Genomic DNA, 21,576 nt, shown 5'->3' on the forward strand with positions numbered 1-21,576 from the left:
GTTCTAATAGGCTGTGGCCACGTCCGAGGAAAGGTGTGGCCATGGCGATCGGGTTGACGGAGGAGCACGAGGCGCTGGCGGCGTCGGTGCGCGGGTTCGCGGAGCGGAACATCACCGCGGAGAAGGTGCGGGAGGCGGACGCCGGCTTCTGGCCCGCCCTCGCCGCGCAGGGCCTCCCGGGCGTGCACCTTCCCGAGCCCGTCGGCGACGGGTTCGGCCTCGTGGAGCAGGCCGTCGTGCTGGAGGAGCTCGGCCGGGTGCTCGCCCCCGGCCCCTACACCCCGACGGTGCTGGCGGCCACGATCCTGAGCGCCGCCGGGAGCGACGTCCACGGGCTCGCCGACGGCTCCGCGACGGGCGCGGTCGGGCTTTCGGGCGGCCTGGACCGGGACGGCTCCACCGTCTCGGGCACGGTCCAGCCGGTGCTGGGCGCGCCCCTGGCGGACGTGTTCGTACTCCGCGCGGGTGACGGCTGGGTCGTCCTCTTCAAGGGCGACGTCGTCGTGGAACCGCTGGAGTCCCTCGACATCACGCGTCCGGTGGGTTCGGTCACGGTCGACCGGGTGACCGTCCCCGAGGAGCGCTTCCTCGGCGATGTGGACGCGGACGCCTTCGCCGCCGTCCTGCTGGGCGCGGAGGCGTGCGGTGTGGCGGGGCGTGCGCTGGACGACGCCGTCGCCTACGCCAAGCTCCGCGAGCAGTTCGGCCGTCCGATCGGCCAGTTCCAGGGCGTCAAGCACAAGTGCGCCCGGATGCTCATCGCCCTGGAGCGCGCAAGGGCCGCCGTGTGGGACGCGGCGCGCGCGCTGAGCGAGCCCGAGGAACAGCGCGCCTACGCGGTCGGAGTCGCCGCGGTGCTCGCGGCGGACGCGGCGGTCACGTGCGCTGAGGGCAACATCCAGGTTCACGGAGGCATCGGCTACACCTACGAGCACGAGGCCCACCTCATCTACCGGCGGGCCCTCACGCTCCGTGCGCTCATGGGCCGGGCAGGCCGGTACCGCGCGGACGTCGCCGCGCTCGCGGTGGCGGGCGTCCGGCGGCCGATGAGCATCGAGCTGGCCGAGGACGCCGAGCCGGTCCGCGCGGAGATCCGCGCCCGCGTCGCCGAACTGGCCGCGATGGGGCCGTTCGAGCAGCGCGCCGCGATGGCGGAGGGCGGCTGGGTGACGCCGCACCTGCCGAAGCCCTGGGGGCGGGACGCCTCGCCGCTGGAGCAGATCGTGATCCAGCAGGAGCTGAAGGCGGCGAAGGTGCGCCCGGTGCCGCTGATGATCGCGGCCTGGGTCGTCCCGTCGCTGGTCCAGTACGGGACGCCGGAGCAGCAGGAGCGGTTCCTGCCGCCGACGCTGCGCGGCGAGATCATCTGGTGCCAGCTGTTCTCCGAGCCGGGCGCGGGCTCCGACCTCGCCGGGCTGCGCACCCGCGCCGAGCGCGTGGAGGGCGGCTGGAAGATCACCGGCCAGAAGATCTGGACGTCCCTCGCCCGCGAGTCGCAGTGGGGCATCTGCATCGCCCGGACCGACTCCGACCGGCCCAAGCACGACGGCATCACCTACTTCCTCGTGGACATGGCGTCGCCCGGCATCGAGATCCGCCCGCTGCGCGAATGCACCGGCGAGGCCGTCTTCAACGAGGTGTTCCTGGACGGCGTGTTCGTCCCGGACGAGTTCGTCGTCGGCCCCGTCAACGCGGGCTGGCGCGTCGCCCGCACGACCCTCGCCAACGAGCGCGTGGGCCTGACCAGCAGCTTCCAGCTCGGCGGCGACCTGCCCAAGCTGCTCGACCTCGCCGCCGGCCTCGGCGTGGACGGCGACCCGGTCGTCCGCGACGGCCTCGGGCGCCTGGTCTGCGACGAGCACTCGTTCAACCTGCTCGGCCTGCGCGCCACGCTGAAGCAGCTCTCGGGCACGGACCCGGGCGCGACGGCGAACGTCCGGAAGCTGGTGGCGATGGAGCACGGGCAGCAGGTCACCGAGTTCGGCTTCACCCTCCTCGGCGAGGAGGGCGCGGTGACCGGCGGCCGGAAGGCCGACCTGCGCGCGCGCTGGAGCTTCTACCTGCTCGCGTCCCGCGCGATGACCATCGGCGGAGGCACCACGGAGGTCAACCTCAACGTGATCGGCGAGCGCATCCTGGGCCTGCCGCGCGACCCCGAGCCGGTGGGGTAGCGTCCAGGCTCACATGAGGGAGCGGACGGTTTGAACGAGCGGGCCGTTTGAACGAGCGGGCACGGCACCTGGTGGCCGCGCTGACCGGGCTGGGGCTCGGGCTTGCGGCGCTGGGGCCGGGGCTCGCGCCCGGGTTCGTCCTGTCCTACGACATGGTGTTCGTTCCCGGCCCCTCGTTCACGGACCTGACGTTCGGGCTGACCGGGGTCGTGCCCAGGCACGTCCCCAGTGACGCGTTCGTCACCGCGCTCGCCGCCGTCATCCCGGCGGACGTCGTGCAGAAGCTCGTCCTGCTGGCGGTCTTCGTCATGGCGTGCACGTCGGCGGCGTCGCTGGTGCCGTCCCGCCGCCTCCTGCCGCGTCTCGCCGCCGGGGTCTGCTACGCGTGGAACCCGTTCGTCGCCGAACGGCTCCTCCTCGGCCAGTGGGCCCTGCTGCTCGGCTACGCCGCCCTGCCGTGGGTGGTGTCGGCCGCGGCGCGCACGGAGGAGCCCGGCGGTGGCCGCCGCCTGGTCCGCGTCCTGCTGCCCGCCGCCGTCGGCGGGTTCGCCGCCCTGACCGTCACCGGCATCACGGCCCTGACCGTCGCCCTGGTGACCGCCCGCGCGCGCGCCGCGCTCCGGGTCGCGGCGGTGGTGGTGGTGCTGAGCCTGCCGTGGCTGGTCCCCGGGGCGCTGCGGCCGGCGGGGCTGCCGGGGGACGGGGCGGCCGTCGACCTGTTCGCGGCCAGGGCGGACACCCCGTTCGGGACGCTCGGGAGCCTGCTCCTGCTCGGCGGCGTGTGGAACGGCGAGACGGTCCCGAGCGGCTACGGGATGCCGGTGACCGCGACGCTCTGGCTGCTCGTGGTGGTCGTCGCGCTCGCCGCGTACGGGAAGTGGTGCCGGGAGCCGGTGTGGTGGCGTGGCGCGGCCGTCGCGGCGGTACTCGGGTTCGTGATCGCGGCGCTGGGGGCGGTCGCCGCGCCCGTCCTCGAAGGGCTCATCGGCCTCTGGCCGGGCTTCGCCGTCCTGCGGGACGGCCAGCAGTACGCGGCGCCGCTCGCCGTCGTGGTCGCGGTCGGCCTCGGCGTGGCCGCCGACCGGGCCGCCGAGGCGAGGTGGCCGGGAGTTGCCGCGGCGGCGATGGCCGTGCCGGTGTTCCTGCTGCCGACGCTGGCGTGGGGCGCGGCGGGCGAACTCCGGGCCGTCCGGTATCCGGACGACTGGGCGCGCGCGCGGCAGATCATCGACCGCGACCCAGAGCGGGGTGACGTGCTCGTCCTTCCGTGGGCGTCGTACCGGAGCTACCCCTGGAACCACGGCCGCCGCGTGCTCGACCCGTTGCCGCGCTATCTGGAGCGGCACGTCGTCGTGGACGACGCCGTCACCGTGGACGGCACGACCGTCCCGCAGGAGGACCCGAGGGCCGCCCGGCTCGCGCCCGTCGCGAAGACGGGGACGCGGCCCGCCGCGACGCTCCGTGACGAGGGAATACGGTACGTCGTGGTCGATGCGGAGACCGCGTCGGTCGCTCCGTCCGGTGCCGCCACCGAAGTTCTCCGGGGCCCTGACCTCGTCGTTTACCGGATCGACGGGGCGAGGGACGTGGCCGGGAGGCACGTGCCCGTGGCGCCGGTGGCGGCGGCCTGGGGCATCGTGAGTCTGGTCGTTTTCTGGTCAATCCTGGCCTCAGGTACTACTCTGAGCCTTCCATTACTCGGCAGTATCACGCCCCGCAGCCCCCATCACCGACGAAGGACCCCCTGATGCGCATCGCCATCGCCGCAGTGGTCGGCGTTCTGCTCGCCGCCGGAGCGTCGTTCGGCACGGTCCAGCTCGTGAACGCCTCCCAGCAGGACCCGGTCATCAAGCCGCTGTACAACTACGGCTCCCGGTGACGTGTAGGCCCTGATGGGGACCTGGCGTGACGGCCCCGCCCTCCTGGAGATCGTCGTTCCCGCCTACAACGAGGCCGACCGGCTTCCGGGCGGGCTGGCCCTGCTGTGCGACAAGCTCGCCGGACTCCCGCTGCGGGCGGAGGTCGTCGTCGTCGACAACGCCAGCACGGACGGGACGGCCGAGATCGTCCGGTCGTGGGACGGTCCGGTGCCGGTGCGGCTGGTGCGCTGCGAACGCCGGGGCAAGGGAGCGGCGGTCCGTGCCGGGCTGCTGGAAACGCGGGCCCCGTACGTGGGGTTCATGGACGCCGATATGGCAACAGACCTCGCCGCGCTGGACGAAGCCATCGTCCTGCTGCGCGAGGGCCGCCCGGTCGTGGTCGGGTCAAGGCGCCACGGTCGGTCGGTCGTCCAAGGTTACGCCCTGCCCCTCAGACGGCTCGGCGCCATCACGTTCAACCGGATCGTCCGCGATCTCGTGGGCGGCATCCAGGACACCCAGTGCGGCTTCAAGTTCTTCGACGGGCCGCTCGGGCGGGCCGCCGCGAAGCAGCTCCGCACGACCGGTTTCTCGTTCGATGTCGAGCTGCTGGCCCACTGCGTGCGGCAGGGGGCGTCGGTGACGGCCATCCCGGTGGTGTGGCGCGATCGTCCTGGATCGACGTTCTCGGTGAGGCGGCACTCGTTGCAGTGCATGCTGGACCTGGCGCGCATCCGCGCGCGCGCCGGTCTCCGTGTGCCGGGTGTTCCGGCGACGCCGATCATCCCCGTCGTGCCGATCCGGACGATGCTCGCCGAGCCGAAGCTCAACGAGCCGCCTCCGGTGCCGATCGCCCTTCCGGGGCAGGCGTCGACGCCCAGCGCCAAGTCGGGATGAGCGCGGATCTCCGGCTGGCCGTCGTCAACTGGCGGGATCCCTGGCATCCCGCCGCCGGCGGCGCCGAACGCTACGCCTGGGAGCTGGCGCGCAGGTTCGCCGGTCGGGGCGCCCGCGTCCACTACGTGACGTGCCGGGCGCCCGGGCAGGCCCGCAGGGAACGGGTCGAGGACGTGGAGTTCGTGCGTCTCGGCGGCCGGTTCACCGTCTACCCGCTCGTCCTGCTGTGGACGCTGGCGCATCGGCGGCGTTTCGACGCCGTCATCGACTGCCAGAACGGCATCCCGTTCTTCACCCCGTGGGCGCTGCCACGCCGTGTGCCGGTCTTCTGCGTCGTTCACCATGTGCACGACGCCCAGTTCGGCTTGTACTTCCCCAGGTGGCTCGCCTGGCTCGGCCAGATGCTGGAGGGTCCCGTGAGCCGCTGGACGTACCGGCGGCACGCGTTCGTGGTCGTATCGCCGTCCACGTTGCGCGCCGTTAGGGAACGGCTCGGCTGGACGGGGACCGCCCATGTCGTCCACAACGGGTCGTCGGTCGCCGATCCCGACGGGACGGTCCCGGAGCCCGCCGGAAAGCCGGACCTGGTGTGCGTGACCCGGCTCGTCCCGCACAAACGCCTCCACCTGCTCCTCGACCTCGCGGAGACCCTCGCGCAGACCCGACCCGGGCTGAAGCTCCACATCGTGGGGGACGGGCCTGAAGCACCCGAACTGAAGGCCGCCATCGGCGCGCGCGGCTTGGACGGGGTCGTCATCGCGCACGGCTACGTTCCCGAGAACGTGAAGGCGGCCCTGGTCGCCCGGGCCGACCTGCACCTCAGCACGTCCCAGGGCGAAGGGTGGGGGCTGAGCGTCATCGAGGCCGCGGCGCTGGGCGTCCCGACCGTCGCCTACGACGTGGACGGCCTGCGCGACGCCGTCCGCGACGAGGCCACCGGCTGGCTCGTCCACGAGGGCGATGACCTGCCCGGAGTCGTCGAGCGCGCCCTCAAGGAGCTGGACGATCCCACGCGGCGCGATCGGACGGCCACGGAATGTCAGAGGTGGGCGGCAGGCTTCGACTGGGCGCGCACCGCCGACCGGATGCGCGACCTGATCGGCGCCGCCGTCCGCGAGGCGGGCGGCCGCGGGTACGGTGGCGGGCACCCGGGCTGACGTCCCCGGGCAACGCGGCGTACCGGAGCACGGAGTCACGGGAGAGCACGTAGAGCACGGAGTCACGGAAGAGCACGGCGTCACAGGAGAGCACGGCGTCGCCGAAGAGCGGGCGTCGCAGCGGAGCGTGGAGAGGGGCAGAGGGCGAGCATGGCCGTGGGAGAGGCGAATCCGCCCCGCGCCGGCGCGTCCCGTCAGCCCGCCCCCGGCGGGCCGGGCGGCCCGGACGCCGCCGCGCGGCTGCGCGAGCGGCTGCGCGGCCTGGCCTGCTGCCTCGCGCTGACCGCGATCGCGTTCGGCACCAGGCCCGGCGCGATCCTCGCCGACACCAAGATCGACATGGCGGTGAACCCGCTCGGGTTCCTCGGCCGCGCCCTCCACCTGTGGGACCCGGAGCAGTTCGGCCAGCTGCAGAACCAGGCCGTCGGCTACCTGTTCCCGATGGGCCCGTTCTTCGCGCTCGGCGACCTCGCCGGGATGCCCGCCTGGATCACCCAGCGGTTCTGGCTGGCGCTGCTGATGTGCCTGGCGTTCACCGGCACGTGGCGGCTGGCCGGGCGGCTCGGCATCGGCGGGACGGGCCCGGACGGGCGCGGCCAGGGCACCCGCGCGTTCGCCGCGATGGCGTACGCGCTCGCCCCGAACGGGCTGGCGACGCTCGGCCAGATCTCCTCGGAGTACCTGCCGGTCGCGATGCTGCCGTGGATCGTCCTGCCGCTGGTCTCCGCCGCGTCCGGGGAGAGCGGGCGGCTGAAGGCGGCGGCCCGGTCCGGTCTCGCGATCGCCTGCTGCGGCGGCATCAACGCGACCGCGACCGTCGCCGTCCTCGTCGTCCCGTTCATGTACATCGTGACGCGGCCGCGCGGGTCGTTCCGCGTCCGGATGCTCGCGTGGTGGTCGGCGGCCGCCGGCGCCGCGACCGCCTGGTGGCTCGCGCCGCTGCTGCTCACCGGCACGTACGGGTTCTCCTGGCTGACCTACACCGAGAAGGCCGAGACCACGACCGGGCCGACCGGCCTGATCAACGTGCTGCGCGGCGCGGAGCGCTGGGTCAACTACCTGATCGTCGACGGCCAGGTCTGGTGGCCGGTCGGGCACGGCCTCTCGCTCGGCCCGGTCCCGATCGTCTGCACCGGGGTCGTCGCGGCGCTCGGCCTCGCCGGGCTGCTCGGCCGGCTGCTGCCCGAGCGGACGTTCCTGCTGCTCACGCTGCTGACCGGGGTCGCCATCGTGTCGATGGGCCACATCAGCGACCTGCCGGGCCCGTTCGCCGCGCAGCTCCGCGACCTGCTGGACGGCCCGCTCGCGCCGCTGCGCAACCTGCACAAGTTCGACGCGGTCGTCCGGCTGCCGCTCGCGTTCGGCCTCGCCCACCTGCTCGCCGCCGCCGGCCGGCGCCTCCAGCACGCCCGGGACCCGCGGAGCGGCGGTGTGCGCGGGCTGAGCGACGGGACCGGGCCGGTGTTCGGCCTGACGGTCCGGTCGGTGGTCAGCCTGCCCGTCGCCGCCGCCGTCGCGCTCGGCGGCATCGGGCTCACCGCCGTCTCGCACGGCCTGTCCGGGCCCGGCGAGTTCCGGGAGGTGCCGAAGTACTGGCGGGACGCAGCGTCCTGGATCAACGCGCGGGCCGGCCAGCAGGGGGTGCTCGCCGTCCCCGGGGCGCCGTTCGGCGAGTACCTGTGGGGCCGCCCGATGGACGACATCGTCCAGCCGCTGCTGACGGCGCGGTGGGGCGTCCGGCAGCTCGTCCCGGCCGGGTCGCCCGGGTACACGCGGGCGCTCGACGCCATCGACCAGCAGGTGCGCTCCGGGCAGGGCTCGCCGGGGCTGAGCGCGTTCCTGGGCCGGATGGGCGTCCGGTACGTCCTGGTCCGCAATGACCTGCGGCGGGAGACGCTGCGCGGCGCCTGGCCGGCCCGCCTCCACCAGGCTCTGGGTGATTCGCCCGGCATGCGGCGGGTGGCGTCGTTCGGCGTGCCCGTCGGCGGCGACAACGACGACGCGGTGACGGCCGTCGACCAGAAGTACCCGCCGCTGGAGGTCTACGAGGTCGAGGGCGCCGGCGACGTCGCGAACCTGGCCGACGCGTCGAGACCCGTCCGCGTGTACGGCGGGCCCGAGTCGCTGCTCGCCATGGCCGACGACGAGGCGCTGCCCGAGGGGCCCGTCCTGCTGGACGACGACGCCCGCGACCTGGGCGGCACCCCGGTCGTGACCGACTCGCCCCGGCTGCTGCGCCGCAACTTCGGCGAGCTGCACCAGACGTCCGAGGCGCTGTCGGCCGCGCGCAGGGGCGAGGCGACCGACGTCCTCGACAAGGGCTGGAAGCGGTACACGACCCACGTCTCCTATGGCGGCGGCGTCCGCGACGTCACGGCGTCCACGTCGGCGGCCGGTGACGACGCGATCCCGCAGGCGCGCAAACCCGAGGCGACCCCTTATGCCGCGTTCGACGGCAACCGGCTGACGGCCTGGGAGACCGGCGGCTGGAACGGGCCGTCCGGGCAGTGGCTGCGCGTCGACTTCGACAAGGCCCGCGACGTCCGGAACCTGACCGCCACGTTCGTGCAGAACGGCGCCCTCGGGCCGCCGGTGTCGCGCGTCGCCGTCGAGACCGAGACCGGGACGCTGGAGCAGGACGTGCAGAAGAGCGCCAACCCGCAGGCGCTCCGCGCACCGGACGGGCCGACCCGCTGGCTGCGGCTGCGCGTCACCGCGCTCGCCTCGAAGCCGATCGTCCCCGCGTTCGCGCGCGCGGCGATCGCGGAGGTGTCCATCGGCGGCGTGACGCCGACCCGCACCTACGCGATGCCCGCGCCCGGCGGCATCGAGGGCCCGGCCACGTACGTGATGAGCCGCGCGCCGGGCGCGATGGCCGAATGCATGAAGGGCGCGCGGCGCTGGGTGTGCTCGCCGTCCCTCGGGTCCGGCGACGAGGAGGGCTCGGGCTTCGACCGGACGTTCACGTCGGCGGTGACCGGCAAGGCGCCCGTCACGGGGACGGCCGTCCTCACCGACCAGCGGCTCGTCGACCAGTACACGGCCGTGCACGGCCAGCCGGTCGTCGCCGCGAGCTCAACGCTGTCCGGCCACCCGGCCGGCCAGCCCAGATCGGGTTTCGACGGCGACCCGGCCACGTCCTGGATCGCGGGGGAGAAGGACGAGGAGCCCGCCTACACCGTCCAGTGGACGGGACGCCGGCGGGTGTCCACGGTGACGGCCACGCGGCCGCCCGGCGCGGCCGGCCCGGTCCGGCTGCGGGTCGAGGGAGCGAACGGCCAGAGCCGGGAGGGCCTGTCGGACGAGAAGGGCACGCTGGCGTTCGCGCCGATGACCACCGACCGGCTGACCGTCACCTTCTTCCGCGACGGCCGGACCCAGCCGGTGCAGCTCGCCGAGCTGACCGTCCCCGGCGTGAAGCCGTTCCCGGACGTCCGCACCTACCCGCTGCAACTCCCGTGCGGATACGGCCCCAAGCTGCGGGTCGCCGCGCCCGCGTCCGGTGCCGCCCAGGCGGGAGCCGGGCGGACGGGCGGCAGGAAGACCGGGGCCAAGCAGGCCGGGACGATCCAGACGAAGGCGTCCGGGACGCTCGGCGACCTGCTCGCGGGCCGCCCGCTCCGGTTCTCCGCGTGCAAGCAGGCCGTGCTCGCCCGAGGCCAGAACCAGCTGACCTCGGTGCCGTTCGACACCTACCGCCTCGACACCGTGACGGTCGGAACCAAGCCGGGGCCGGACGCCGCCGGACGGCCGCCGCAGCAGGTCAAGGTCGTCAGCTGGGGCTCCAGCTCCCGCGAGCTGGAGGTGGACGCCGCCACCGCCTCGTTCCTCGCCGTCAACGAGAACTTCAACACCGGCTGGCGCGCGACCGCCGGCGGCGCCGAGCTGCGGCCCGTCCGGCTCGACGGGTGGAAGCAGGGCTGGCTCGTCCCCGCGGGCACCAGCGGCGCCGTCGAGCTGACCTACACGCCCGACCGCGCCCAGCGGATCGCCGTCGTCGCCGGCCTCAACCTGCTCCTCGTCCTGCTGATCGCCGCGCTCTGGCCGGGCGCGGGCCGGGCGGGTCGGCGCCGTCCCGACCCGCGCGCCCGGGTCGCCGGGACGGGCTGGCCCGCGTGGGCGGCGATCGGGCTCGCCGCCGCGCTCGGCGGCTGGATCGCCGGGGCGCCCGGCGCCGCCGTCACCCTCGGCGTCGCGGTCGTCTGCGGGTGGGCCCGCACCCGCCGCTCCGCCGCGCTGCGCTCGCTCGCCTCCCCGTGGACGATCGCGATCGTCATGGTCGCCGGCGCCGGCTGCCTCGCCGCCGCGATGCGGTTCGACCTGCTCGACAATCCCGCCGCCCCGTCCGGGCCGGTCGGCGACATCGCGCCCCAGCTGCTCGGGCTCGCGGTGATCGGCCGGATCGCGGTCGAGCTGTGGCGGCCGAAGCCGCGCGGCGGCGGCGACTCCGGCGGGCCGATCTCGCTCAGCTGGACGGCACCCGGGCAGGGGCCGGGCGGGCCCGGTCCCGGCGCCGGGTCAGCAGGTGGACCGGCCGTTCCACCAGGTAGTAGCTCAGGGTCCCCGCTGCGATGGACGCCGCGGCCATCAGCGGCAGATCCGTCGCGACGTCCCCGCGGAAGCCCCGGTCCGTCACGTCGTACCAGGCGACGATGATGAGGAGCTGCCAGAGGAACACGCCGTAGGAGATCCGGCCGAGGAACCGCATCACCCGGTTGCCGAGGATCGCGCCGAGCGCGGGCTGCCCGGCCGGCGCCAGCGCGACCGGCGCCACCAGCGCCGCCGCGCACGCCCCGAACAGGACGAGATGCAGCGTCGACGTCCAGAAACGGTCCGGCGTCTGCAGGCTGAGCGGGCCTCCCGCGGGTGTCGCGGCCACCACGTACAGCATCGCCGCGGCGGCCCAGCACGCGCCCCACGAGTCCGACACGGCCCGGCACAGCGCCGCGACCGGGCGCCGCTCGTCCAGCCGGGCCCAGACGGTCACGACCGCGAGCGCCATCCCGATCGCGAACCAGACGAAGTACCGCGGAAGCCACAGCCCCATCTGCGAGTGCCGCTCCGGGACGAACATGGCGGCGGTCCAGGGGAGCGACAGCGACGCGTACACGCCGATGCCGACCAGCAGCCGCCGGGCCCGGACGCCGACGTCGTGCGTCCGGACGCGGCGCGCGTACCAGGCGAGGACGGCGGCGGTGAACGGCAGCGTGACGTACCAGCCGACCTCGACGACGAGGCTCCAGAACTGCCCGAGATGCGCCGGCCCCAGGTCGCTGTTCCACCACGGGTCGGGCAGGTACGTCTGCGTGAGCGTGAGCAGCGAGACCCACGTGACGGGGTCGCCGATGTGGTCTCGTCCCGCCGTGGCCATGTAGACGACGATCACGGCCCAGTAGGCGGGCATGATGCGGAACACCCGCTTGCGCAGGTACTCCATCGTGCGCGGGGCGGCCCGCCCGTCCAGGGCGGCTGCCGCCCACGGGCGGTAGAGCAGCAGCCCCGACAGCGTGAAGAAGATGGGCACGCCGACCTGGCCGCCGTTGAACAGCCACCGCGGCCCGTCCGGGTTGGTGATGGACCCGGCCGCGCTGGCGACGTGGAAGACGAGGACGGCGAGCGCCGCCACCGCCCGCAGCCCGTCGAGCGTGTCCTGGTGGCCGGAGATCGGCGGCGGCGGCGGTCTCACGGCCCCTGCTTGCGCAGGACGAGGACGAGGTTCCAGGTGGCGATCTCCCTGAGCCCCGGAACATGGACGATCTTCTCCGCCCAGCGCGGATGGTAGCGGGGCAGGGCGTCCAGGACCCGCACGTCCTCCTTCCGCCTCGCCCAGGCCAGCGCCGACGACACCGACACGGGGTGCAGGCTGAGCCCGTAGCGGTTCTTCGGCGGGCGTCCCGTCCGGCGCTCGTACCAGCGGGCCGCCCGGTCGCCGCCCAGGTAGTGCCACGGCGAGGTCTCGTGCCCGCCCCACGGGGACAGCCAGTTGGTGAACGACAGGAAGACCGTCCCGCCCGGTTTCGTGACCCGCACCATCTCGTCGGCCATCCGCCACGGCCGCGGCACGTGCTCCAGGACGTTGGACGAGAAGCACACGTCGGCGGACCCCGTCCGGAACGGCAGCGCCAACGCGCTCGCGACCAGCTGGTTCGACTCGGCGGCCCCGTGCGCGGTCAGCTCCCCGAGGTCGTGATCGATGCCCGTGCACCGGGCCCCCGCCGCGGCCAGCGCCCGCGCGAAGAACCCGAAGCCCGTCCCCACGTCGATGACCGTCGCGCCGTCGAGGTCGGTGTACGAGCCGAGCTGCGCGACGGTGTCGCGGGCCATGAGGTCGTAGAAGTACTCGGGCTTGCTCCGCTCGCGGCGGAACGCGCTCAGCAACCGCACCGACCGCGCCAACGTCGCACAGTGCCGGGGGGCGAACGCCGCGGACTCACCGTGTGCCGCCGAGGCCAAGGACCACCTCACCAAGTCGTCGCACCGAAGTAACGCGGAGCTTACCGGCCGGTACCCCGAGCGGCGGCCACTCCGTCCCACCTGAGGTGAGCCCGCCGCCCCCGGCCGGGGACACGGTGTTTACTCTTATTGGACGGCCGATTTCAATGGTCCTGTAGGGTAATCCGGACATGCCGGACCCGGCCCCTCGGCCGTTGAGATCACGGCAGCCCCGGAGGTGTTCATGCGGCGACCGGTCGGCCTGGTCCTGATCGGCCTGGGTGCTTTCTTCCTGGCGCTCGCCCCGCTGGTCCGCTTCTACGTGGCCGACCAGGTGGTCGTCGCGCCGCTGAACCAGTACCAGGTGACGCTCCTGGAGTCGAAGAACGCGACGTACTTCGACCAGGCGGAGCTGAAGACCAAGACCGGTGTCACCCTGCTGGCGAAGAACACCGTCCGCGGTGACGTCCGCGCCAACGAGGGCGACAACGACATCGCGGTCTGGGACTCCACCACCAACATCTACGACCAGGCGAAGCCGGACAAGCCCGTCCAGATGCAGGGCTTCCGCATCGCCTTCGACCGCCGGACGGGCGTGCTGGTCAACTGCTGCGGCGTCAACGTCGACGGCGACAACACCGTCCGGATGTCGGGCTACGGGCTGCTGTTCCCGATCGCGAACGTGCAGAAGCGCGACTACCCGTTCTTCGACACGACGACCAAGCAGTCCGCGCCGATGCAGTTCGGCGAGGTCGAGAAGGTCCACGGGCTCACCACGTACCGGTTCACGCAGACGATCCCGCTGACGAAGACCGCCGCGCTCGACACCAAGCTGCCCGCCAAGATGCTGGGCCTGCCCGAGGACGCCGGCGACCAGAAGGTCGACCGCTACACCGAGGCGTACAACACCGTCTGGGTCGACCCGCGCACCGGCATCCCGGTGAAGCACCGCAAGAACATCCGCAGCACCGTCCAGACGGCGGACGGCAAGGGCAAGATGATCGTCGCCCAGGCCGACCTGGTCAGCGTCGACAAGGACCAGAAGGCCATGGTCGACACGGCCAACGGCAAGGCCCTGCAGATCGACATGGTGCGCAGCTATGTCCCCGCCGGAGCCATCTTCTTCGGGCTGATCCTCCTGTTCGTCGGGGGTTTCCTCGGTCTCGCCCGCCGCGAGCCGCCCCCCATCGAGGCCCCACGCCGCGCCGACGGCAAGTTCGGCGACATGACCCCGCCGGGGCCCCAGCCGCCGCGCCCCACCCCGCCGTCCCCGGCCTCATCCGAACCCCGCCGCCAGGCGCCCGGCAGCCAGCGCCAGCAACGCAAGGCCGCCGGCACCAAACGCCGCTGACCCGCCTCCGCCTCCGCCTCCGACGACCTTCGCTGACCTTCGCTGACCTTCGCTGACGCGGCGCGGCTTCCGCGCCCGCCCCAGCGCACCCGGCGGGTTCCGGCGCGCCCCGCCCGAGCCCTGACCGCGGGCCCCGGGGTGCGGGCATGTCCGGGGGCAAGGTGGTGATACGTGTTCTAGTCACGGGTGGGGGCCGGGGGTGTTGAGGGGAAAGGGTGGGAGGTTTGTAAGTAGAACCTGTTGCAGTTTTGCTGGCGCGCGCTTAGGGTCGAGGCTGTGCGGACACGAGTCACCGAACTATTCGGCATCGAGTACCCGATCTTTGCGTTCAGTCACTGCCGCGATGTCGTCGCGGCGGTGAGCCGCGCCGGCGGCATGGGCGTCCTCGGCGCCCTGCACTTCACCCCCGAGGAGCTCGAACTCGAGCTCAAGTGGATCGACGAGCATGTCGGCGGCAAGCCCTACGGCGTGGACGTCGTCATGCCCGCCAAGTACGAGGGCGCCGACCTGGGCGACGCGGAGGAGATGCTCGGCAAGCTGCAGGGCATGATCCCCGCGGAGAACAGGAAGTTCCTCGAGGATCTGCTCGCCGAGCACGGCGTCGAGCCGTCCACCGACACGGCGACGAAGGCGCTGCTGGGGTGGACGGACCAGACGGCCCGGCCGCAGGTCGAGGTCGCGCTCAAGCATCCGATCGCGCTGCTGGCCAACGCGCTCGGGCCGCCCCCGGCCGACGTCGTCGAGCAGGCCCACGAGCACGGCGTCAAGGTCGCGGGGCTCGCGTCCAACGCGCGGCACGCTCGCAAGCAGGTCGAGGTCGGCGTCGACATCATCGTCGCGCAGGGCACCGAGGCCGGTGGGCACACCGGCGACGTGTCCACGATGGTGCTGATCCCCGAGGTCGTGGACGCCGTCGGCGAGGACACCATCGTGCTCGCGGCCGGCGGCATCGGGCGGGGCCGGCAGATGGCCGCGGGCATGGCGCTCGGGGCCGACGGCGTCTGGACGGGCTCCATCTGGCTGACCGTCGACGAGGCCGACACGCCCGAGCGGGCGCTGCCGAAGCTGCTCAACGCCACGTCCCGCGACACCGTCCGGTCCCGTGCCTGGACGGGCAAGCCCGCGCGGTTCCTCAAGACCGCGTGGACGGAGGCGTGGGAGAGCGAGAAGTCCCCCGGCTACCTGCCGATGCCGCTGCAGTTCATGCTGATCGCGGACGCCCTGCCGCGCATCCAGCGCTCCGGCGACGGCGAGCTGGTCACCTTCCCGGTCGGCCAGATCGTCGGCTCGATGAACCAGGTCCGGCCGGCCGCCCAGGTGGTCTACGACCTGATCGAGGAGTACGTCGAGGCGCTGGAGCGACTCAACACGATCACCGAAGCCTGACCACCCGCCCCGAAGAGGCCCCGGCCGGCGCCGTCCCCCCGAGCGCCGGCCGGGGCCTCGCCGCGTTCAGAACCGCGTCATCCAGGACAGGGCGCGGGCGAGGACGTAGTAGACGACACCGGCGATCGTCCAGTTGATGTAGAGCTGCTGCTCGGGGTCGGTCCGCGTGAAGGCGTCATGGAACGGGGTGGCGAGCCAGCGGCCCGCGTCGAGGGTGGCGTCCACGAGGGTGTTGTCCGGGTTCGCGTCGCCCCAGGTCAGCAGCATTCCGAGGGCGAGGACGGCGGCGGCGGCCCAGCCCGCCGCCATGATCATCATGCTGACGGGGTTCGGCCTGGTGCGCCGCCACCGGGCGGGCTTCCGCTCGACCACCACGGTCTTCCCGGTGTCGTCCGCGGCCGGGCGCCGGCGCGGCCACGGCCGCCGCGGCGCCTCCTGCGTGGTCTCCGGCCGTCTGCGTCGTATCTGCAAGGCCATGGCCTGCTCAGTCCTTCCGTGACTCGGTTGGCCCCCAAGCGATGCCACGGACGGGTCCCCGCAAACTCCGGGCGAATTACGGACGCCCGATAATGCGCCCGGATCGAGGGCGCCAGAGCCCGGCCGCGTTCGGGCGGCCGGGCGGTGCGCGGGTGGGGCCGGGCTACTTGCCGTGGTAGACGGCCGGACGCTTCTCCTTGAACGCCTTGGAGCCCTCCTTGGCGTCCTCGGAGGCGAAGACGGGCCAGCCGATCTCGTCGGAGATCTTGAGGGCGTCCTCCTCGGAGAGGTGCTCGGTCTCGCGGACGGCGCGCAGGATCGCCTGGACGGACAGCGGCGCGCACGCGGCGATCTGGTCGGCCATCTCGCGGGCCGCGGCGAGCGCCTGCCCGTCCGGGACGACCTTGTTGATCAGCCCCATGGCGAGCGCCTCCTGCGGGGTCACCTCGCGGGCGGTGAGCAGGATGTCGAGCGCGGCGGCGTAGCCGATCTGGCGGGGCAGGCGGACGGCGCTGCCGCCCATGGGGAACAGTCCGCGCTTGGCCTCGAACAGGCCGAGGGTGGCGCCCTCGGCGACGACGCGCAGGTCGGTGCCGGCGAGCAGTTCGGTGCCGCCGGCGACGGCGTAGCCCTCGATGGCGCAGATGAGGGGCTTGGTCGGGCGGCCGTCGCGCAGCAGGCCCTTCCAGTGGTAGTCGGTGATCTGCGCGGCGCGCTCCTGGACGCGGGGGTCGGAGGACGGCTGGCTCATCGCCTTCAGGTCGGCCCCGGCGCAGAAGGTGCCGTCGGCTCCGGTGAGGATGCCGACGCGGACCTCGGGCGTGTCCGACATGTAGGCCCAGGCGTCGGCGAGACCGACCAGCATCGCGGTGCTGAGCGCGTTGCGCGCCTCCGGGCGGTTCATCGTGACGGTGACGACGTGCCCGTCGCGCTCGACGATGCAGTGCTCGGTGCTGATCGGCAGCCGTTCCGCCATGGTTCCTCCAGCTCAGATTCCAAACGAGAACAGATTCTAGTTAAGCATTAGCCCTACCGGTAGGGGTTGAACTCCAAAACGAGAACGTGATCTACTTTCCTCGCCGAGTACCGCCGTGGGACGGTGCTCACCGTGATCACGTAGGGGAGTGCCGATGGGGTCATTGGGCTTTTGGCGGCTGGCGCAGGCCGATCCCGAGTGGATCGCGTGCGTCGATCCGGACGGGACGAAGCACACGGCGGGCGATCTGCTGGCCCGCGCGAACCGCCTCGTCCACGGGCTGCGCGCGCTGGGTCTGGAGAAGGGCGACGGCATCTGCGGGCTCGTCCCGAACGGCGCCGACGGCCTCGTGCTGTACCTGGCGGCGCTGCAGGCCGGCTGGTACTACACGCCGATCAACTGGCACCTGACCGGGCCGGAGATCGGCTACATCGTCTCCGACAGCGAGTCCAAGGCGTTCTTCGTCCACGAACGGTACGCCAAGGAGGGCGTGCGGGCCGGTGAGGAGATCGAGGCCCACCGCCGGTTCGCGTTCGGGGACGTCGAGGGCTTCCGCCCGGTCGGCGAACTGGTCGACGGGCAGCCCGACACCCTCCCGGACGACCGCAGCAACGGCGCCACCATGCACTACACGTCCGGGACGACCGGGCGGCCGAAGGGCGTCAAGCGCGCGCTGATGGGCATCGACCCCGACGACAGCGCCGAGCTGATGACGTTCCTGCTCGGCCTGTTCGGCATCACCCCGGGGCGCCCGGCGGGGGGCGAGCAGCAGGCCCATCTGATCACCTCGCCTAATTACCACACGGCCGTCACCCAGTTCGGCGGCACCGCCCTGCAGATGGGCCACACGCTCGTCTACATGGACAAGTGGGACGCCGAAGACACCCTCAGACTGATCCAAGAACACGGTGTGAGCAACACCCACATGGTCCCGACCCACTTCAAGCGGCTGCTGTCGCTGCCGGAGGACGTCCGGTCCCGGTACGACGTGTCGAGCATGAAGCACGCGATCCACGCCGCGGCGCCGTGCCCGGTGCCGATCAAGCAGCAGATGCTCGACTGGTGGGGCGACTGCATCTGGGAGTACTACGCGGCGACCGAGGGCGGCGGGACGATCGCCAGCCCGGCCGACTGGCGCGCCCACCCGGGCACGGTCGGCAACGCGTGGCCGATCAGCGAGTTGCTCATCGTGGACGACGACGGCGAGCCCGTCCCGACCGGGACGCCCGGCACGATCTACATGAAGATGGCCGGCGTCGAGTTCGAGTACAAGGGCGACAAGGAGAAGACGGAGAAGAACCGCCTCAAGGACTTCTTCACCGTCGGCGACATCGGCTACCTGACGGAGGACGGGTTCCTGTTCCTGTCCGACCGCAAGGCCGACATGATCATCTCGGGTGGCGCGAACATCTACCCGGCCGAGATCGAGAACGAGATCATCCTGCATCCGAAGGTCGCGGACGTCGCCGTGTTCGGCATCCCGGACGAGGAGTGGGGCGAGCAGATCAAGGCCGTCGTCGAGCCCGCCGAGGGCGTCGAGCCCGGCACGGACCTCGCCGACGAGATCCTCGCGTCGCTGGAGGGCCGGCTCGCCCGGATGAAGTGGCCGAAGACCGTCGACTTCATCGAGTCGATGCCGCGCGAGCCCAACGGAAAGCTCCTCAAGCGCAAGCTGCGGGACCCGTACTGGAAGGACCGCGACAGTGCCATCTAACACGGTGCCGTCCGACGCCCCGAACCACGTCGTCGCGTTCCCCGGCGGCTACACCCGCTCGGTCGGCCCGGTGATCGGGCGCTTCCTGAGCGAGCTGCGCGACGGCCGGATGGTCGGCGTCCGCACGGCGGGCGGCCGGGTGCTCGTCCCGCCGCAGGAGTGCGACCCCGAGACCGGCGAGGACGTGACGGACGAGTTCGTCGAGGTCGGCCCCGCCGGCACGGTCACGACCTGGTCGTGGGTGCCGCGCCCGGCCAAGGAGCACCCGTTCGACCGCCCGTTCGCGTGGGCGCTGATCCGTCCGGACGGCGCCGACACCGCGCTGCTGCACGCGCTCGACCTCGGCGTCTTCGAGCCGGGGGCGAAGCCGCCGAAGTTCCTGAAGACGGGGATGCGGGTGCGGCCGAAGTACCGCGCGGAGCGGACCGGGACGATCGGCGACATCGAGTGCTTCCTGCCCGAGGTCACCATGATCAACCCGCAGGCGGCGCTGGAGTACCGGCTGAAGGGCGGGCAGGCGCTCGGACGGTTCCTGGAGGGCATCGCCGAGGGCCGGATCCTCGGCCACCGCTGCCCGGTGTGCGACAAGGTCATCGTGCCGATGAAGGGGTTCTGCACCCGCGACGGCGTGCCCACGTCCGAGGAGGTGGAGCTGCCCGACACCGGGACGGTCACCACCTTCGCGGTCAACAACATCCCCGACCCGCGCGCGCCCGAGGTGCCGTTCGTGTCGGCCTACGTCCTGCTGGACGGCGCCGGCCTGACGATGCTGACGCTCGTCGCGGGCATCCCGGCCGACCAGGTGCGGATGGGGATGCGGGTGAAGGCGGCGTGGCGGCCCCGCGAGGAGTGGGACCGGTCGATGGCCAACATCAAGTGGTTCGAGCCCATCGACGAGCCCGACGTCCCCTTCGAAGAGATCAAGGACTTCATGTAATGCGTGATGTCGCAGTCGTCGCCTTCGCACAGAGCCATCACAGCGGTGCGGACCAGGGGCTCGCGGAGACCGAGATCGTCCTGCCGGTGATCACGGAGATCAAGGAGCGGACCGGGCTGTCGCGCTTCGGCTTCACGTGCTCGGGTTCGTGCGACTACCTGCAGGGCGCGCCGTTCGCGTTCGTGTCGGCGCTGGACACGCTCGGCGCGTGGCCGCCGATCTCCGAGAGCCACGTCGAGATGGACGGCGCGTGGGCGCTGTACGAGGCGTGGGTGAAGCTCCAGACCGGCGCGGTCGACACCGCGCTGGTGTACGGGTTCGGCAAGTCGTCCCAGGGCGACCTGCGCGCGATCATGAGCCAGCAGCTCGACCCGTACCACCTGGCGCCGCTCGGCGTGGACCAGGTGTCGATGGCCGCGATGCAGGCCCGCGCCTACATGGAGAAGTCGGGGGTCAAGGAGGACGACCTGCGCGCCGTCGCGGCGCGGTCCCGGGCGTCCGGCCGCGACAACCCGTTCGCGCTGCACCTGCCCGACCCCGAGGGCGACGACTACGACGTGGCGCCGCTGCACCCCTACGACATCGCGCCGATCACCGACGGCGCGGCGGCGATCGTCCTCGCGGCCGGCGACACGGCGCGGGAGCTGTGCGAGCGGCCCGCGTGGATCACCGGCATCGACCACCGCACCGAGCCGCACGCGCTCGGCGTGCGCGACCTGACCGTCTCGGCGGCGGCCCGTATCGCGGGGGAGAAGGCCGGCGCGGCGGGGGTCGAGGTCGCGGAACTGCACGCGCAGTTCAGCCACGAGGAGCTGATCCTGCGCGAGGCGCTCGGACTGGACGACGGGGTGACGGTCAACCCGTCCGGCGGGGCGCTGTCGGCGAACCCGGTGATGGCGGCGGGCCTCATCAGGATCGGCGAGGCCGCGGCCCGCATCCACGACGGGACGGCGTCCCGGGCGCTCGGGCACGCCGCGTCCGGCCCCTGCCTCCAGCAGAACCTCGTCTGCGTGCTGTCGGGAGAGAACAATGGCTAATTCCTGTGCGGTCATCGGCATCGGGCAGACCCAGTACAAGACCAAGCGGCTGGACGTCTCGATGGCGGGCCTGCTGCGCGAGGCGGCCCGCCGCGCCCTCGACGACGCCGGGCTGACCTGGAAGGACATCGACGCCATCGTGGTCGGCAAGGCGCCCGACCTGTTCGAGGGCGTCGTGATGCCGGAGCTGTTCCTGGCGGACGCGCTCGGCGCGACCGGCAAGCCGCTGATGCGGGTGCACACGGCCGGCTCGGTCGGCGGGTCCACGGCGATCGTCGCGGCGAACCTGATCCAGTCGGGCGTCCACGAGCGGGTCCTCACCCTCGCGTGGGAGAAGCAGTCGGAGTCGAACGCGACGTGGGCGCTGACGGTGAACGGGCCGTTCACGACGTCCCTGGTCGTCGGGGCGGGCGGGTACTTCGCGCCGCACATCCGCGCCTACATGGCCCGCTCCGGCGCGCCCGACCACATCGGGATGCTCGTCGCGGTGAAGGACCGGCAGAACGCGCTGCGGAACCCGTACGCGCACCTGAAGATCCCCGGGATCGACCGCGCGATGGTCGAGTCGACGCCGATGCTGTGGGAGCCGATCCGCTACCTGGAGACGTGCCCGTCGTCGGACGGCGCGTGCGCGATGGTGCTGGCCTCGGAGGACGCCGCCAAGAAGGCTCCGAACAGGCCCGCGTGGGTGCACGGGACGTCGATGCGGTCGGAGCCGATGCAGTTCGCCGGGCGCGACAGCGTGAGCCCGCAGGGCGGCAAGGACGCGGCGGCGGACGTCTACCGGCAGGCCGGCATCACCGACCCGCGCAGCGAGCTCGACTGCGCCGAGGTGTACGTCCCGTTCTCCTGGTACGAGCCGATGTGGCTGGAGAACCTCGGGTTCTGCGGCGAGAACGAGGGCTGGAAGCTCACCGAGGCGGGCGCGACGGCGTTCGACGGCGACATCCCGTGGAACCCGTCCGGCGGCGTGCTGTCGTCCAACCCGATCGGCGCGTCCGGGATGATCCGGTTCGCGGAGGCCGCGCTGCAGGTGCGCGGGCAGGCCGGCGACCACCAGGTGGACGGGGCGCGCCGCGCGCTCGGCCACGCCTACGGTGGCGGCGCCCAGTTCTTCGCGATGTGGATCGTCGGCAGCGACAAGCCCTGATTCTTTACTCAACGGCGCGAATATCCCCTCCG

General features: G+C 72.7%; 15 protein-coding genes and 1 pseudogene. 12 read left to right on the forward strand and 4 right to left on the reverse strand.

Annotated elements, in window-relative coordinates; all coding sequences use genetic code 11:
- Positions 1 to 41: 41 nt before the first annotated feature.
- The 6 genes and pseudogenes from SM611_RS12890 to SM611_RS12915 form a co-directional block, all read left to right on the forward strand.
- Positions 42 to 2,171, forward strand: a complete 2,130-nt coding sequence (locus SM611_RS12890) for an acyl-CoA dehydrogenase family protein (protein WP_371949730.1) — start codon at positions 42 to 44, stop codon at positions 2,169 to 2,171.
- Positions 2,172 to 2,218: 47 nt separating this feature from the next.
- A complete protein-coding gene (locus SM611_RS12895; RefSeq protein ID WP_371949731.1) occupies positions 2,219 to 3,919 on the forward strand; it encodes an MmpA family trehalose lipid delivery protein in 1,701 nt (566 codons plus the stop codon).
- A complete protein-coding gene (locus SM611_RS12900; RefSeq protein WP_281181612.1) occupies positions 3,919 to 4,050 on the forward strand; it encodes a hypothetical protein in 132 nt (43 codons plus the stop codon). Before SM611_RS12895 ends, SM611_RS12900 begins: the two co-directional genes overlap by 1 nt.
- 13 nt (positions 4,051 to 4,063) lie before the next feature.
- Positions 4,064 to 4,927: a glycosyltransferase gene (locus tag SM611_RS12905; protein ID WP_371949732.1), complete on the forward strand. Its 864-nt coding sequence runs from the start codon at positions 4,064 to 4,066 to the stop codon at positions 4,925 to 4,927.
- Complete coding sequence (locus SM611_RS12910; protein ID WP_371949733.1) at positions 4,924 to 6,084, forward strand: glycosyltransferase family 4 protein; 1,161 nt, start codon at positions 4,924 to 4,926, stop codon at positions 6,082 to 6,084. The genes SM611_RS12905 and SM611_RS12910 overlap by 4 nt, the downstream gene beginning before the upstream one ends.
- A gap of 150 nt (positions 6,085 to 6,234) precedes the next feature.
- Positions 6,235 to 9,435, forward strand: a pseudogene (locus SM611_RS12915) (alpha-(1->3)-arabinofuranosyltransferase domain-containing protein); the annotation flags it as partial.
- Positions 9,436 to 10,549: 1,114 nt separating this feature from the next.
- Here the strand turns inward: SM611_RS12915 and SM611_RS12920 are convergent.
- Positions 10,550 to 11,770 (reverse strand): acyltransferase family protein, encoded by a 1,221-nt coding sequence (locus tag SM611_RS12920; protein WP_371949734.1) that lies wholly within the window; start codon positions 11,768 to 11,770, stop codon positions 10,550 to 10,552.
- Positions 11,767 to 12,480, reverse strand: a complete 714-nt coding sequence (locus SM611_RS12925) for a class I SAM-dependent methyltransferase (RefSeq protein ID WP_371949735.1) — start codon at positions 12,478 to 12,480, stop codon at positions 11,767 to 11,769. The genes SM611_RS12920 and SM611_RS12925 overlap by 4 nt, the downstream gene beginning before the upstream one ends.
- 280 nt (positions 12,481 to 12,760) lie before the next feature.
- Between SM611_RS12925 and pgfA the strand changes: the two genes are divergently transcribed.
- Both pgfA and SM611_RS12935 read left to right on the forward strand, forming a co-directional pair.
- Positions 12,761 to 13,867, forward strand: coding sequence for a cell envelope lipid trafficking protein PgfA (gene pgfA, locus SM611_RS12930; protein ID WP_371949736.1), 1,107 nt, complete (start codon positions 12,761 to 12,763; stop codon positions 13,865 to 13,867).
- Positions 13,868 to 14,143: 276 nt separating this feature from the next.
- Entirely contained in the window at positions 14,144 to 15,253 is a 1,110-nt protein-coding gene (locus tag SM611_RS12935; RefSeq protein ID WP_371949737.1) for an NAD(P)H-dependent flavin oxidoreductase, read from the forward strand.
- A gap of 66 nt (positions 15,254 to 15,319) precedes the next feature.
- Here the strand turns inward: SM611_RS12935 and SM611_RS12940 are convergent, their stop codons facing one another.
- Both SM611_RS12940 and SM611_RS12945 read right to left on the reverse strand, forming a co-directional pair.
- Positions 15,320 to 15,730, reverse strand: a complete 411-nt coding sequence (locus SM611_RS12940) for a hypothetical protein (RefSeq protein WP_371949738.1) — start codon at positions 15,728 to 15,730, stop codon at positions 15,320 to 15,322.
- Positions 15,731 to 15,893: 163 nt separating this feature from the next.
- On the reverse strand, positions 15,894 to 16,706 hold the full coding sequence (locus SM611_RS12945; protein ID WP_371949739.1) for a crotonase/enoyl-CoA hydratase family protein: 813 nt from the start codon (positions 16,704 to 16,706) through the stop codon (positions 15,894 to 15,896).
- 154 nt (positions 16,707 to 16,860) lie between these two features.
- Between SM611_RS12945 and SM611_RS12950 the strand changes: the two genes are divergently transcribed.
- Genes SM611_RS12950 through SM611_RS12965 form a run of 4 tightly spaced genes read left to right on the forward strand, consistent with a single transcriptional unit; the run spans position 16,861 to position 21,544 of the window.
- Positions 16,861 to 18,420 carry an acyl-CoA synthetase gene (locus SM611_RS12950; protein WP_371949740.1) on the forward strand — a complete coding sequence of 520 codons (1,560 nt, stop codon included), beginning with the start codon at positions 16,861 to 16,863 and terminating at the stop codon, positions 18,418 to 18,420.
- Positions 18,410 to 19,357, forward strand: coding sequence for a Zn-ribbon domain-containing OB-fold protein (locus SM611_RS12955; protein ID WP_371949741.1), 948 nt, complete (start codon positions 18,410 to 18,412; stop codon positions 19,355 to 19,357). The genes SM611_RS12950 and SM611_RS12955 overlap by 11 nt, the downstream gene beginning before the upstream one ends.
- Positions 19,357 to 20,394: a thiolase family protein gene (locus SM611_RS12960; RefSeq protein WP_371949742.1), complete on the forward strand. Its 1,038-nt coding sequence runs from the start codon at positions 19,357 to 19,359 to the stop codon at positions 20,392 to 20,394. The genes SM611_RS12955 and SM611_RS12960 overlap by 1 nt, the downstream gene beginning before the upstream one ends.
- Complete coding sequence (locus tag SM611_RS12965) at positions 20,387 to 21,544, forward strand: thiolase family protein (protein WP_371949743.1); 1,158 nt, start codon at positions 20,387 to 20,389, stop codon at positions 21,542 to 21,544. Before SM611_RS12960 ends, SM611_RS12965 begins: the two co-directional genes overlap by 8 nt.
- Positions 21,545 to 21,576 lie beyond the last annotated feature (32 nt).

The organism is Actinomadura monticuli, from assembly GCF_041463655.1.
GTDB lineage: Bacteria > Actinomycetota > Actinomycetes > Streptosporangiales > Streptosporangiaceae > Spirillospora > Spirillospora monticuli.

What these genes read in the sequence shown, in the direction of transcription:
- SM611_RS12890 (WP_371949730.1), top strand. Translation starts at nt 42, where the DNA reads ATGGCGATCGGGTTGACGGAGGAGCACGAGGCGCTGGCGGCGTCGGTG.
- SM611_RS12900 (WP_281181612.1), top strand. Translation starts at nt 3,919, where the DNA reads ATGCGCATCGCCATCGCCGCAGTGGTCGGCGTTCTGCTCGCCGCCGGA.
- SM611_RS12905 (WP_371949732.1), top strand. Translation starts at nt 4,064, where the DNA reads ATGGGGACCTGGCGTGACGGCCCCGCCCTCCTGGAGATCGTCGTTCCC.
- SM611_RS12910 (WP_371949733.1), top strand. Translation starts at nt 4,924, where the DNA reads ATGAGCGCGGATCTCCGGCTGGCCGTCGTCAACTGGCGGGATCCCTGG.
- pgfA (WP_371949736.1), top strand. Translation starts at nt 12,761, where the DNA reads ATGCGGCGACCGGTCGGCCTGGTCCTGATCGGCCTGGGTGCTTTCTTC.
- SM611_RS12940 (WP_371949738.1), bottom strand. Translation starts at nt 15,730, where the DNA reads ATGGCCTTGCAGATACGACGCAGACGGCCGGAGACCACGCAGGAGGCG.
- SM611_RS12945 (WP_371949739.1), bottom strand. Translation starts at nt 16,706, where the DNA reads ATGGCGGAACGGCTGCCGATCAGCACCGAGCACTGCATCGTCGAGCGC.
- SM611_RS12950 (WP_371949740.1), top strand. Translation starts at nt 16,861, where the DNA reads ATGGGGTCATTGGGCTTTTGGCGGCTGGCGCAGGCCGATCCCGAGTGG.
- SM611_RS12960 (WP_371949742.1), top strand. Translation starts at nt 19,357, where the DNA reads ATGCGTGATGTCGCAGTCGTCGCCTTCGCACAGAGCCATCACAGCGGT.
- SM611_RS12965 (WP_371949743.1), top strand. Translation starts at nt 20,387, where the DNA reads ATGGCTAATTCCTGTGCGGTCATCGGCATCGGGCAGACCCAGTACAAG.